The organism is Emticicia fontis, from assembly GCF_054779675.1.
The window spans coordinates 192,353-205,097 of the sequence record NZ_BAAGXU010000004.1; the positions used below are offsets into that span (position 1 = coordinate 192,353).

At 38.2% G+C, this 12,745-nt stretch carries 13 protein-coding genes; 6 read left to right on the top strand and 7 right to left on the bottom strand.

Going from position 1 to position 12,745, the window contains the following annotated elements:
* Positions 1-1,938: a sensor histidine kinase gene (locus ACYVFA_RS03400; protein WP_460470386.1), complete on the bottom strand. Its 1,938-nt coding sequence runs from the start codon at positions 1,936-1,938 to the stop codon at positions 1-3.
* Positions 1,939-2,094: 156 nt separating this feature from the next.
* Between ACYVFA_RS03400 and ACYVFA_RS03405 the strand changes: the two genes are divergently transcribed.
* Genes ACYVFA_RS03405 through ACYVFA_RS03415 form a run of 3 tightly spaced genes read left to right on the top strand, consistent with a single transcriptional unit; the run spans position 2,095 to position 5,380 of the window.
* Positions 2,095-2,940, top strand: a complete 846-nt coding sequence (locus ACYVFA_RS03405) for an SGNH/GDSL hydrolase family protein (RefSeq protein ID WP_460470387.1) — start codon at positions 2,095-2,097, stop codon at positions 2,938-2,940.
* 26 nt (positions 2,941-2,966) lie between these two features.
* Complete coding sequence (locus ACYVFA_RS03410) at positions 2,967-4,268, top strand: flavin-binding monooxygenase-like family protein (protein WP_460470388.1); 1,302 nt, start codon at positions 2,967-2,969, stop codon at positions 4,266-4,268.
* 20 nt (positions 4,269-4,288) lie between these two features.
* Positions 4,289-5,380 carry an aminotransferase class I/II-fold pyridoxal phosphate-dependent enzyme gene (locus ACYVFA_RS03415; RefSeq protein WP_460470389.1) on the top strand — a complete coding sequence of 364 codons (1,092 nt, stop codon included), beginning with the start codon at positions 4,289-4,291 and terminating at the stop codon, positions 5,378-5,380.
* An 84-nt stretch (positions 5,381-5,464) separates the two neighbouring features.
* On the opposite strand, the gene pyrR is transcribed toward ACYVFA_RS03415, so the two are convergent.
* Complete coding sequence (pyrR, locus tag ACYVFA_RS03420; protein ID WP_460470390.1) at positions 5,465-5,998, bottom strand: bifunctional pyr operon transcriptional regulator/uracil phosphoribosyltransferase PyrR; 534 nt, start codon at positions 5,996-5,998, stop codon at positions 5,465-5,467.
* 126 nt (positions 5,999-6,124) lie between these two features.
* On the opposite strand from pyrR, the gene pth reads away from it, so the two are divergent.
* The 3 genes from pth to ACYVFA_RS03435 all read left to right on the top strand — a co-directional run bounded on the left by pth (position 6,125) and on the right by ACYVFA_RS03435 (position 8,118).
* Entirely contained in the window at positions 6,125-6,685 is a 561-nt protein-coding gene (gene pth, locus ACYVFA_RS03425; protein ID WP_460470391.1) for an aminoacyl-tRNA hydrolase, read from the top strand.
* Positions 6,686-6,926: 241 nt separating this feature from the next.
* Positions 6,927-7,388, top strand: coding sequence for a hypothetical protein (locus tag ACYVFA_RS03430; protein WP_460470392.1), 462 nt, complete (start codon positions 6,927-6,929; stop codon positions 7,386-7,388).
* A gap of 196 nt (positions 7,389-7,584) precedes the next feature.
* Positions 7,585-8,118, top strand: a complete 534-nt coding sequence (locus tag ACYVFA_RS03435) for a hypothetical protein (protein ID WP_460470393.1) — start codon at positions 7,585-7,587, stop codon at positions 8,116-8,118.
* 247 nt (positions 8,119-8,365) lie between these two features.
* On the opposite strand, the gene ACYVFA_RS03440 is transcribed toward ACYVFA_RS03435, so the two are convergent.
* The 5 genes from ACYVFA_RS03440 to ACYVFA_RS03460 all read right to left on the bottom strand — a co-directional run bounded on the left by ACYVFA_RS03440 (position 8,366) and on the right by ACYVFA_RS03460 (position 12,640).
* Positions 8,366-9,124: a TPM domain-containing protein gene (locus ACYVFA_RS03440; RefSeq protein ID WP_460470394.1), complete on the bottom strand. Its 759-nt coding sequence runs from the start codon at positions 9,122-9,124 to the stop codon at positions 8,366-8,368.
* A gap of 8 nt (positions 9,125-9,132) precedes the next feature.
* On the bottom strand, positions 9,133-9,567 hold the full coding sequence (locus ACYVFA_RS03445) for a TPM domain-containing protein (RefSeq protein ID WP_460470395.1): 435 nt from the start codon (positions 9,565-9,567) through the stop codon (positions 9,133-9,135).
* A gap of 87 nt (positions 9,568-9,654) precedes the next feature.
* Complete coding sequence (locus tag ACYVFA_RS03450) at positions 9,655-10,236, bottom strand: LemA family protein (RefSeq protein ID WP_460470396.1); 582 nt, start codon at positions 10,234-10,236, stop codon at positions 9,655-9,657.
* A 101-nt stretch (positions 10,237-10,337) separates the two neighbouring features.
* The gene (locus ACYVFA_RS03455) at positions 10,338-11,645 is read right to left on the bottom strand and encodes a cryptochrome/deoxyribodipyrimidine photo-lyase family protein (protein WP_460470397.1); all 1,308 of its coding nucleotides are present in this window, start codon (positions 11,643-11,645) and stop codon (positions 10,338-10,340) included.
* Between the two features lie 182 nt (positions 11,646-11,827).
* The gene (locus ACYVFA_RS03460) at positions 11,828-12,640 is read right to left on the bottom strand and encodes a hypothetical protein (protein ID WP_460470398.1); all 813 of its coding nucleotides are present in this window, start codon (positions 12,638-12,640) and stop codon (positions 11,828-11,830) included.
* Positions 12,641-12,745: the final 105 nt, after the last annotated feature.

Genomic DNA, 12,745 nt, shown 5'->3' on the forward strand with positions numbered 1-12,745 from the left:
CTACACTCGTCTATTCAAAGGCAGATACACCTCAAATGTACTGCCCTCGCCCAATTTACTTTCAACATTTATCATCCCCTGATGAGACTCTACCATCTTCTTCACATAGCTCAATCCCAAGCCAAAACCTTTTACATCATGCAGGTTTCCAGTTGGTACGCGATAAAAACGTTCGAATATCTTGTTTAACTGTTCTTTGCTCATTCCGATACCTTTATCAGCAATCTTGATTTTCAGAAAGCCGTCTTCATTGGCTGTCTTAATCGTAATCTCCGGTTTTTCTGGCGAATACTTGTTGGCATTGTCGAGCAAGTTATAAATAATATTAGTTACGTGCACATCGTCTGCCTCAATTTCAGGATCATCTGCGTCCAGTTCGAGATTCACGGTTCCGTTCTTTTGTTCAATCTGCACACTCAGGTTGGTTAATACCTGCTCAATGGTTTCGTGGATATTTACTCTTTCCAGTTTTAACTTCACGTCTCCTTTGTCCAGTAATGCCATTTGTAATACCTTTTCTACCTGTGTGCCCAATCGGCGGTTTTCGTCCTGAATAATATTCAGATAACGATTCATCTTGCTACTGTCTTTCTTCACTTCGTTGTCTTTCATTACTTCTACTGCCAAAGAGATAGTAGAAATAGGCGTTTTAAACTCGTGAGTCATATTATTGATGAAATCGTTCTTGATAGTAGCCAGTTTTTTCTGTTTCAACATCGTATTAACTGAAGTATAGAAAATACCACCAATCATCAATATCAGCAAAACAGAACTGGCGAAAACCGTCCACATATTACGCAGGATAAATCCTTGTGTATTCGGAAAGTGGACATATAGGTAATGATTCTGCGGCTGTAAATCACTTGGGAAAAGCTGGGCCTTATAGGCATTCTGGATAAAGTTCGGAATGCTGTTTTCGACAAAAGAGGCAAAAATCATATTCGAAGGATTCTTCACTATATATTGATAAGGAAGCGTAATCCCCCTGCTTTTTAATTCCTTCTTCAATAAAGTATCCAAAGAAATGCGATCAAGACGTTCATGAATATCACGGGAGCCATGAATCACATCAGTCAATACATCTTTCATCAGCTCAGCCTTGTTTTTTGTGCGCTCCATATTTTCCTGCTCAGCTGTTACTAAAGGCTCAGTTTGAGAGGGCGCAACTACTTTCCGTTTTTTAGGCTTTGCATAGACTACGTGTGAACTATCGATGATTGGTGTGGTAAAAGAATAACCGAAACTGAATTCATGACTTTGGTCGTCAATACCACCAATACTGATGATATGCTGATTGTCATTGATATTTTTATTCAATACCGCTATCTGACGGTTAAACTCTTTTACTAGGTCCTCAGCAGTTTTCTGGCGCATCAGATTGTTTCTCATGGGTTGATTTAAATCTTCAACAATCATGTTCTGCTCATCCAGCATTTCTTTAATTAAATCCATCTGACGACCAGGAATTTCTAGTAAACGAGTAGCTCCGAATACATCAGTAACTGCTACTGTATTATTTCCTCTGCCATTTCTTTGTCTTACTTTTGCCAGAGGTTCTGTACCCTGCGGAGCATAATAAGCATTATATCCTGTATATGCTTGTGGAGAAACAGGATTTTGCGGAGCCTCAGGCGTAAAGATTGCACCAAAATCTTCAGGATGCTCAACTCTTACTGGTTTTATTGCGTGTTTTTTCTCCTGTTGTTTTTGCGTAATAGCCAGTAGCTTTTTCTGCTCCTCTATTTTCATTTTCTGATTAGCCAGAAAAATAATTTCCTGCTTCTCAATTTTCTTAACCGTTTCCTGCAAAGCATCGTTTACATTACGGTCAAATTGTTCTTGTCTGACAGAAATAGCATTTTCAATCCAATACCATTGAAAGGTGATGAGACCTATCATGGCAAGGAGCATAAATATGATAATATTCCTGAAGTTCATCTTTTGAATCATTTACCTACAACTAACACTTTCTAAATAAAACAAAGTTCTTCCACGAAATTAACGCCAACTAAACAAAAAGTTGTCTTATTTAACACTTTTTAACATCAAATGTTATCTTTGAGTTTATATTTTTAACCATTACTACTACCATATATGCTTTGGCTTATACTGATAGGCTTTCTGATAGCGCTAATAATTATTTTTAATTGGCTATGGCAAAAAATTACCAGTAGTAAACCAGAAAGCTACCCCACACAAAAAAACAGGCAGCAGATAGATAAATCAAAGAAGATATTGGTCTGTTTTGGTGATAGTAATACGCATGGCAATGTAAGTTATAACTGGGTAAGTGATTTGGGAAGAATGTTTCAGGATTTACAGGTATTGAATGCCGGCGTTAATTCAGATCTTACTTATTCATTGCTTCAGCGGATTGATGATGTGATAGCCTGTCAGCCCGATTTCATCACGATTCTGGTTGGTACTAATGATGTCAGCTCAACTATGACGCGAGAATTGGAAAGTAGTTTTAAACAAATAGGAAGGATTCCTAAGGATATGGTGCCTGATTTTGATTCATTCATCAAAAATTATCAGGAGGTTATTTGTCGGTTACAACAAGAGACAAAAGCTAAAATAGCTTTAATATCATTACCAGTCCTGAGTGAAGACCTGACACATGAGGTAAATAAAAGAGCCGATAAATATAGTGATTACATAAAAGAACTGGCTAAGGCGGAGCAATTGATTTATTTGCCTTTGAGAGAGAAAGAGAAAGAATATTTACTGGCGAATCCACATCCATTAAAGCATACATTTGATGAAACCTTTAAACTGCTGATTGTCTCCATAATCAACTATTATCTCTTAGGCAAAGATTGGGATTATACCAGCAAGAAACACGGATATCAGTTAACACCGGATAATATTCACCTGAATTCAGTTTCAGGCGGAATGGTTCGGGATTTAGTAAAAGATTTTATTATAACCCAAAAGTAATATAAGAACCCTATAACCTATAATTTATGAAGCAGGTCTGTATAATTGGTGCAGGTTCTTCAGGAATTGCTGCGGCCAAAGTAATGAAAGAAAATGAGATCAGTTTCGACTGTTTCGAGAAAGGGTCTGATATTGGCGGAAACTGGCGTTTTAATAATGATAATGGCGTTTCTTCATCTTATCGCTCTTTACATATCAATACCAATCGAAAGGCAATGGCTTATGCCGATTTCCCGATGCCTGATGATTACCCCATGTATCCGCACCATAGTCATATTATAGAATATTTCGAGAATTATGTAAAATACTTTGACATTCGAAAACATATAACTTTTAATACCACAGTAACAGATGTAAGCCAACGACCTGATGGTTCTTATATAGTTACGCTGAATAATGGAAAAACAGAAAACTATCAATACGTGATTGTAGCTAACGGGCATCATTGGAAACCCCGCATGCCTAACCCGGCATTTAAAGGTACTTTTACAGGAGAATCTTTTCACTCTCATTATTATAAAGAATCAGCACAGGTAAAAGATAAAGATGTATTAGTGGTAGGCATTGGAAACTCCGCAGTTGATATTGCCTGTGAAGCGGCAAGACTACACACAGGCAAAGTAGTAATCTCAACCCGAAGTGGGGCTCATATTACACCCAACTGGATCTGGAGTATGCCTTTTGATGATTTAGCTAATGCTTTTACGTCAAAATTGCCGTTAGCTGTCCAACGATTAACCTTAAGTATTGTATTATGGCTGGCACGAGGTAAACAGGAAGATTTTGGTGTACCCAAACCTAAGCGACCTTTATTGAGTGAGCATCCGACCTTATCACAGGATTTATTGCATCTGGCAGGCCGAGGAGCAATCAAATTTAAACCTAATATCAAAGAATTTCAGCAGAAAACCGTTGTTTTTGAAGATGACACCAGTCAGAATTTTGACGTAATTATTTATGCCACAGGTTATAAGGTATCATTTCCTTTCCTGAAACACTATATCGAGTTTGACGTAGAAGAGAAAAACAATCTTAGGCTTTATAAGCGAGTTATTCATCCAAACTTCCAGAATCTTTTCTTTATCGGTCTTTTGCAACCCTTAGGAGCAATTATGCCTTTGGCTGAATTACAAGCAAAATGGATAGCCAAGATTGTAAAAAGTGAATGTAAATTGCCATCAAAACAAGAAATGTTGGGTTCGATAGAAAACGATGCCCGGATACTACATAAACGTTTTGATGAATCGCCGAGACATACGCTGGAAGTAGATTTCTTTGAGTATAAGAGTAGTTTAGAAAAGGAAATGAAAAGGATAGCCGCAAATTAGAATTGAAATTAACAGCGTATATGCACAACGATTTTATTATTCATCAACAACCATCAAAGAAAATAAGGTTAGGAGAGAAGGACTATCACTTTTTTAGTGGCACCTCTTATCTGGGAATGAATCAGGATGCAGACTTTAAACAATTATTGATAGAAGGGCTACAGCAATATGGCATGTCATTCGGCAGTTCTCGGAATGGAAATCTGCAATTGGCTATCTATGAAATGGCCGAAAATAAAATGGCTGCATGGGTAGGCGCACAGAAAGCCCTCACCGTGTCTTCAGGTATGCTGGCAGGGCAATTGGTGGCTCAATACCTGAAGACGCAACAAGTAGCCTATTTTTACGCCCCACAGAGCCACTCTGCTAATTTTCATGAGCCGATTATCCAATTGCCTGCCATGGGCTTTCAAGAATGGACAAAACAGATAGCAGAGCAAATAAAAGAAACCAATGCTTCACATTCGGTTGTCGTTTGTAATTCAACGGATGGCTTGCGGGCTACCGCCTATGATTTTGACTGGATAAATGATTTGCCCGAAAATCAGGCTATTACCTTAATTATAGATGATTCGCATGGATTAGGAATTACAGGTCAAAACGGCGCAGGGATTTTTCAGACTATCAAGGTAAAGCCTAATATAAGGTTTATAGTAGTTTCTTCTTTGCACAAAGCAATGGGTATTCCGGGGGGAGTGGTTTTTTGTGATGAAGCAACAATTGAGACATTAAGACATACCGCCTTTTTTGCTTCTTGCTCACCAATTGCTCCGGCATATTTATATGCTTATGTAAATGCTGACGAAATCTATCAAAGGAATTTCGAACGACTATTGACAAACATTGAGCGTTTCTCTTCGAAATCGCAAGAGGCAAAATCTCTATTTAGCTTTCAACCTGCTTATCCTGTATTTTATACCTCACAAGATGCGCTATATAATTATCTGTTCAGAAAAGATATTTTCATTTATAGTTTCGCCTATCCTATCAAAACAGGAAAACCCAATACCAGAATTGTGATTAGTGCCTGGCACGATACCGGGCAGATAGATTTATTGGCAGAGAAATGCAATGAATTTGCAGAGAAAATGAAAGAAGGGCAGGGCGCATAGGTCTTGTTTTGGAACAAGAAAAACGGAGAATGGAAAAAGTAAGAATTGACTTCCTTTCTCATTCTTCTTTTTCCAAACAAAATATCAATCAACCAACCAGATTTTGTCTTCTTCGTTGCCTTGTTCTTTCCATTCTACCAATACGCGTTGGGTATCAAGCGTATTTACTTTCATACCGGTGTAATCTGGCTGAATAGGCAGGTCTCTCACATAACGGCGATTAATAAGGCAAAGCAACTCTATTTTTTCAGGTCGTCCGAATGCCTGCATGGCATCTATAGCAGCACGTACCATCCGTCCGGTAGCTAATACATCATCTATTAATATCACCTTTTTGTTTTCAATCACAAAAGGAACTTTGGTTTCATTGGGTTTTAGTGGCGTATCTCTCCGGCGGAAATCATCACGGTAGAAAGTAGCATCCAAATAGCCAAGCTTTATAGAAATACCCGTTTCCTGTTTCAATTTCTGCGTAATGCGTTCGGCTAAAAAAATTCCTCGTGGTTGTAAACCCAGGATAACAGAATTTGAAAAATCTTTATGGTTTTCAATCAGCTGCTGGCATAAGCGGTTCAGGGTAATGTCAAGAAGCGGATTGGCTAAAATAAGTCGTTTCATACAAAAATGATAAATGATACTTGTGTGATTGCTATGGTAGCTACAAGATTCTCGCTAAATTTTCGGAACTTTGCCAACAAATTTATCGACTCATTCTCTTATTCACTAATTCACTCGTTAAAAAAAATGAAATATCTCATTGCCGGGCTCGGAAACATTGGTCCTGAATATGCTTTTACTCGTCACAATGTGGGTTTTATGGTACTCGATCGCCTGGCGGCGCAAAACGATTTCTCTTTTAAAATGGAAAGGCTCGCCTACACAGCCGAGTTTAAACATAAAGGCAAGCAGATACACTGCATTAAGCCTACTACTTACATGAACCTGAGTGGCAATGCAGTCAACTACTGGTTACAGGCATTGAAGATACCTGTGGAAAACCTTTTGGTGATTTGTGACGACCTGGCTTTACCATTTGGCAAACTACGCTTGAAAACCAAAGGTTCGCATGGAGGGCAGAACGGTTTACGAAATATTGAAGAAAAACTGGGCACACAAAATTATAATCGGTTACGCTTCGGAATTGGCAATAATTTTCATGCCGGAAGGCAGGTAAATTACGTTTTAGAGGCTTTCACCGAAGACGAAATGAGCCAATTGGTCGCAAGATTAGACCGGGCAGACGACATAATTACCAGCTTTTGTAGCATTGGGGTAGAGCGAACAATGAATTTTTTCAACGAATGATTGTACTTTTTAAAGAATTTTTGTGTTTGTTAATTTTGGAATAATATATAAGTTGTATTTTTCTAAGACAAATAATATTCTGATTTATGAGTATAAAAACCTATAAAATTCTCATTTTTGTTTCGTATAACAAATAAAATTAGAACAATATTCGGCGAATGGGTTTGATGCGTATTTGGATTATATTAATTTTCGTTGTAGTTTTGCATCATCATCCACAAAGGAAAAATAGAACAAAACAATGAAGAATTCATTTAAATCCGTTATATTTGCAGTTACACTTGGGTCATTCTTGATTTCTGCAAATATTGTAAAAGCAAATGACCGTGATTCAGCTAAGAGCGAGGTAATATTGGTAAAAGGAGCTGAAGTAAATTTCGCAAACTTCATGTCGAAAAAGGCGAAAAAATTTGTAAAGACCGAAGATTGGGTTATATTTGTAAATGTTGTGAAACTATACAACAACTCACCAGCCAAATTTATGGCATTGAGTTCGGCACAAAAGGCAACATTTAACGAAGCAGCAAGTAATATAGAAGCGAAAGTTTCTGATTTGCGTGGCACAGAGGCGAAAGTTTGGAGAAGTAAAGTAGTAGCTACGACAAAAATTATTAATGTGCTTTGGAATTACCAATCAAATGTTGGGCCATCTGACCAGGAAAACGCAGTAAGTCCGGTTGTGACTGAAATGTTAGGTCGCTAAGCTCAACACTTAGTAAAGAAAAAAATATTAAGTTTTTCATAGTTTAATAGGTTAGGGTTGAATAGATGGACGCTTACCCCACTGCTTCTGGCGGTGGGGTTAAGTTTTTTTATAGGGGTTCTGTATTGATTCAGGAACAACCACACCTAGAAATTACGTTACACACTTAGACTCAAAACCTATCTTTCTTAATCAGATGCGCAAAGTTCTCATTCTGTCTCTTTTTTTAGCTTCCTGTACCCAAAGCGAAAACAAAATCCAATCGAAATCTTATTATGACCTTGCCGGATTAATCAATCAGCAAATCGGCGATTTATCAGTTAAAAAACCTTTGGTCGAAAAAACAGTAGCATTGGCGGATAAACAGGAGCGTATTGAGACCAAGGACATTGACTGGAGTAAAGAATTAGAGCTATTCTTACAAGCCGACCTGAACAAGCAATCTTATCAATCAGGGTATACTATTGATGTAAAAGACAAAAGGACTAGCTATCAGCTAAAAGAAGGGGAAAAACTGCCTGTTACGCAATTGATAATAGAATTTGATGAAAAGGATTTTCCTAAACATATAGAAGCCACCATGCGCACCAGTAATTATCTCTATGAATCAGACAAAAAACTAAGCGCAGATTTGGTGAATAACCAATTGAAAGAGTATAAGATAGAGGGTTATCAGGAGTTGTTTATTGGGAGTAAGAAGAATTTTAGTATTGAGGGGAAAATAAAATGAGGATAGAGTTAGTTTAAAACATAATTAAATAATCAATCTATTATTCGTCAAATAGGTAATCCCGTAGGGATGGTATATCGGTAGAAAGGCATATAGAAGCGAAGTAAGAAGTCCCGTATGGACGATATATTTTTTAATATACCGTCCATACGGGACTTCTAATTTATTTGTTATTAATCTTTTCTATCGATATACCATCCTTACGGGATAAAATTCAAGCCTTTTACTTAAATTTAAGGAGTTACCCTTAATAGTCTCCTCCAGCACCACCGCCACCAAAATCTCCTCCGCCGAAGTCGAAGCCTCCACCGCCTCCTCCTCCGCCACCAGACCAGCCGCCTGTTGAGCTTCCCCAGCCTGTATAAGTAGTATATGGAATCCAGCCACCTCCACGGTTTCTGTTATTACCCCCGCCCTTATTGTTTTTACCGATAATGTAGAAAACAATAATCAGAATGATAATAAAGATAAGAATACCAATAAAGGCACCTCCGCCATCATCTTCATCATCAGGGTCTGCCTTAAATTCTCCTTTGGCATAACGAATGATTTTATCAACAGCCGCGTCAAGTCCTTCATAATACTTCAATTCCTTAAAATTCGGCTTTATATCCTGCTCAATGATGCGTTTGCTATAGGCGTCAGTAATAGAACCCTCCATGCCATATCCTGTGGCAATAAATACCTTTCTATCGCCCGGAGCCCAGAGGATGATAATCCCGTTGTTTTTGCCTTTTTCACCTACTCCCCAGGCACGGCCTAGTTTAAAGGCATATTCGCTGATATCATAAGGCTGAACAGTCTTAACAATCACAATCGCAATCTGAGTCGAGGTAGAGTCATAATAAGCCTTTAATTTTGATTCTAACTGGCTTGTTTCGCTTTGGCTTAACAGCCCCCCTACAAAATCATTCACAAATCTGGCAGGATTTGGTTTTTCGGGTATATCCTGTGCAAAGGCTATGCTTTGCAACAAGCATATCAATATGACGAGTTTCTTAAACATTTTATAGGCTAAGGTATAGGTTCTGTTGAAATATCATCAGAAAGCTCATTGATGTCGTCCTGACGATACGGAAAAAATTTCTTTAACTGATTGCCGGCTTCACGAATACCCATCTGTAAGCCTCCAGCAAAGTCTTCCTGCAAAAAATACTGTCTCATACTATCTCTGATACCCTCCCAGAAGTTGATAGGTACAACCTTATCGATGCCCTCATCGCCTAAAATAGCAAACTTCTGGCTTACATGTGCCAGATAGAATAATACGCCGTTTCTTTGAGCGGTTCTATCAATACACAAGTACTGAAATACCTGCTTGGCACGATCCATAGGGTCTTCTGTCGGGCAAGTTTCTTCTACATGAACCTTTATTTCTCCCGAAGTATTCAGTTCTGCATCTTTGATTGCCTTCACAATCCTTTCTTTATTGGTCTCTGTAAGAAACATGGCTTTAAGAGATAAGATTTTCTGAAAAAATAAATAGCACTTACAGGATTATAAGGCCCTGTAAGTGCATACTGTATGCTTGCGGGATTAGAACTTAACCGTAGGAGCCGACTGAGCAGCATCTGAGGCCTGGAAGAATCCTTTCTTGTCGAACCCGAATATCTTAGCGAAAATAACCGTCGGGAAACTCAATGCCGAAGAGTTATAGGCCTGAACAGAAGTGTTAAAATCATTGCGGGCAACACCAATGCGGTTTTCAGTACCTTCTAGCTGAGACTGCAATTCCAGAAAGTTCTGATTGGCTTTTAAATCAGGATATTTCTCTACTGATACCAATAAACGGCTTAAAGCGCCGCTAAGTTGATCCTGTGCAGCCTGAAATTTCTGAATGTTTTCAGGAGTCAGATTATCAGGACTGATTTTCATCGACGTAGCCTTTGCACGGGCTTCAATTACTTGTGTCAAGGTACTTTTTTCAAAGTCAGCGGCACCTTTTACTGTATTTACTAAGTTAGGAATCAAGTCTGAACGACGTTGATATTGTGTTTGTACATTTGCCCATTTGCCATTTACTTCCTGGTCTTTATTTACCAGTCCGTTATAAGACGAACAACCATATACACAGAAAACCAATACAACGCCAATTATAATTAAGGTGCTTCTTTTCATTACTTTAACAGAGTTTTGTGTTTAAACTAATAATTTTGCTCAAATGTAATAATTTGAAAATAATATCCAAGAAATAGATAAGTATAAGTGGGTTAAAACCTCTATGAATGGATATTTTCGCCTAGCCACAATTTTACGTATTCCTGCTCAGGGTCATAAAAATCAGCTTGTTGTTCTGCATCAAACTTTCTGCCATCCTGTGGATCATTGCCTACACCTGCCACATAATTCCAATTGCCCCAGTTGATACAAACATCATAGTCAATCAACATGCTTTCAAAATAAGCCGCTCCCCATGTCCAGTCAATGCCTAAGTCTTTAGCTAAATAACTGGCCACATTCTGTCTGCCACGGTTAGACATATAGCCGGTCAGTTGAATCTCACGCATATTGGCATCAATGAAAGGAACACCTGTTTCTCCTTTTACCCATGTTTGAAAAGTCGCTTTATTCCGGCTCCATTGTTTCATCAGATCGTTTTTAATACCGCTGGCCTTAAACATACGAGTCCCGTGTTTCAGCGCTGTGAAATAGAAATAATCACGCCACAACAACTCAAAAATCAACCAGTAGGTTGAGTCATTAGCTATTACCTCAACTTCATACTTTTTCACCTCTTCATATATTTTGCGGGGAGACACACATCCCAGACTTAACCAAGGGGATATTTTAGAAGAATAATCCTCTCCGATTAATCCGTTGCGGGTCTCTTTGTAATTTTTAAGTAAGTCTTTCTCCCAGATATACTCGTTCAGGCGCTTTAAACCTTCAGTTTCGCCGCCTTTAAAGTTAAATGCTGAGCGCTCATCTATTATAGGTTCTGCCTCAAAGCCTAATTCCAGATAAGTAGGAATGTTGCCGGGCTCAATACCCTCAACTTTTGGTAATTGTGCAGGCTCATCGAACGTTTTACGAACCTTGGTAGCTGTTTCTATCTTTTTTCTGAAATCAGTAAAAACTTTAGGCAGGAAATTAATCTGGAAAGGTAAATCGCGTGCGTGGAAAAGAGTAGCCGACCAGATAAGGTCAATATCTATATTAAGCGGTTTTAGTGTTTTAGAGAGCTGTGCCTCAATAGTTGTTTCATCCTGCGTTACCTCCTTACTGGCAAATACAGCAGCCGCTTGTAAATCTTCGGCTATTTTTGCAATGATTTCTTCGGCATGGCCGACTCTTATAATTAGATCTGAACCTTTTTCTTGTAGGTTTTTTCTTAAATCTTCAACGGTTTCTAATAAAAACTTTGTTCTGAAAATGCCCGTTCTTTTAAAACCCAGAAAGTTTTTTTCAAAATAACGTGTATCAAAAACATAAACCGGAATCACGTTACCAGCTTTTGAAGCCTCCAAAAAAGCCTCATTATCGTGTAATCTCAAATCGTTTCTAAACCAGAAAATTATATTTTGCATGAGTGTAATTAAGATAAATGATTATGTCTATTGCTTCAAACCTGATATTGAGGCATAGCAATAAGCCTAACAAATATTTATGTTGCAAATATCTGTCGGTACTGACACTTTTCAAACCTTAATTACATAAATAAAAAAAACGGACGCCGTGCGGATGGCTTATGGAGGAGCTGAATTCAGTCTTATAAGCAAACAAACTCAAAGGCGATTTTTCTTGATGTTTTTACATTATTGGCATCAATCAATGTTTGGTCGGCATTGGTTACAATACCACTTTTATCATATTGATAGTTCGTTTGAGTAGTCTCGTTTAGCTTCCCGTTATCATCATAAATCTTTACCATAGTTGGATTATTTTTACCCAATGATGCGAAGAAATTATTGGCCAGACCTATAAACCCTAAGGCCATTGTACGGTAGCCACTTGGCAGATATTGTGGTTTATTATCATAGCTTACTCCTTCAAAGGTAAGTAATTCTGGATAACCGTCTATTTGAGTGTATACTTTAGAAACATTCTCTCCCAGGTACTCTACTCTGGTAGTGCCTTTTGCTGTACTTCCAAAAATATCAAATTGCGTTTTAACTCCTACAATATTCTCCCCCTCATAAGTAAACTCATTCGTCATGAACTGATAGTCTCTGATAGAAGTCTTTGATTTGATGATTTTTCCGGCAGCGTCATATTCAAAAACAACTGAGTACTGGTCTGACGAAGCATCAGACTCAATTACCATCTTATCTACTTTGTTTTTGATATTATAAGTAAAAACAGTAGAGACTTCGCCGTTTTCGCGGGTAACAATTCTTTTGATACGACCAAGGGTGTATTCAAATGAAAATACTGGTGCTCCTGCTCCGGAAGTAACGCTTTTGAGCGGGCATTTCGCTAATTTCGATAAAGCATCGGGGTCAATGTCGCCGTCTCCAACGCGCGTACAAGAGACTATAAATCCCAAAAGGGATATAGCCAGAATGATGGCAAAACGTTTCATGTAATGTTTATAGTAAAGATTCTTTCAATAGCAATTGAAAATAAAGCAAAAAACGTGCCTGTTTTGCCGGAGGGAGGGACTTTTAATAGCACAAAAAAGCCCTCT

Coding starts and splice junctions, on each gene's coding strand:
- ACYVFA_RS03400 (WP_460470386.1), bottom strand. CDS start 1,938: ATGAACTTCAGGAATATTATCATATTTATGCTCCTTGCCATGATAGGT.
- ACYVFA_RS03405 (WP_460470387.1), top strand. CDS start 2,095: ATGCTTTGGCTTATACTGATAGGCTTTCTGATAGCGCTAATAATTATT.
- ACYVFA_RS03455 (WP_460470397.1), bottom strand. CDS start 11,645: ATGCAAAATATAATTTTCTGGTTTAGAAACGATTTGAGATTACACGAT.
- ACYVFA_RS03450 (WP_460470396.1), bottom strand. CDS start 10,236: ATGAAAAGAAGCACCTTAATTATAATTGGCGTTGTATTGGTTTTCTGT.
- pyrR (WP_460470390.1), bottom strand. CDS start 5,998: ATGAAACGACTTATTTTAGCCAATCCGCTTCTTGACATTACCCTGAAC.
- ACYVFA_RS03460 (WP_460470398.1), bottom strand. CDS start 12,640: ATGAAACGTTTTGCCATCATTCTGGCTATATCCCTTTTGGGATTTATA.
- ACYVFA_RS03440 (WP_460470394.1), bottom strand. CDS start 9,124: ATGTTTAAGAAACTCGTCATATTGATATGCTTGTTGCAAAGCATAGCC.
- ACYVFA_RS03430 (WP_460470392.1), top strand. CDS start 6,927: ATGAAGAATTCATTTAAATCCGTTATATTTGCAGTTACACTTGGGTCA.
- ACYVFA_RS03415 (WP_460470389.1), top strand. CDS start 4,289: ATGCACAACGATTTTATTATTCATCAACAACCATCAAAGAAAATAAGG.
- ACYVFA_RS03435 (WP_460470393.1), top strand. CDS start 7,585: ATGCGCAAAGTTCTCATTCTGTCTCTTTTTTTAGCTTCCTGTACCCAA.
- pth (WP_460470391.1), top strand. CDS start 6,125: ATGAAATATCTCATTGCCGGGCTCGGAAACATTGGTCCTGAATATGCT.
- ACYVFA_RS03410 (WP_460470388.1), top strand. CDS start 2,967: ATGAAGCAGGTCTGTATAATTGGTGCAGGTTCTTCAGGAATTGCTGCG.
- ACYVFA_RS03445 (WP_460470395.1), bottom strand. CDS start 9,567: ATGTTTCTTACAGAGACCAATAAAGAAAGGATTGTGAAGGCAATCAAA.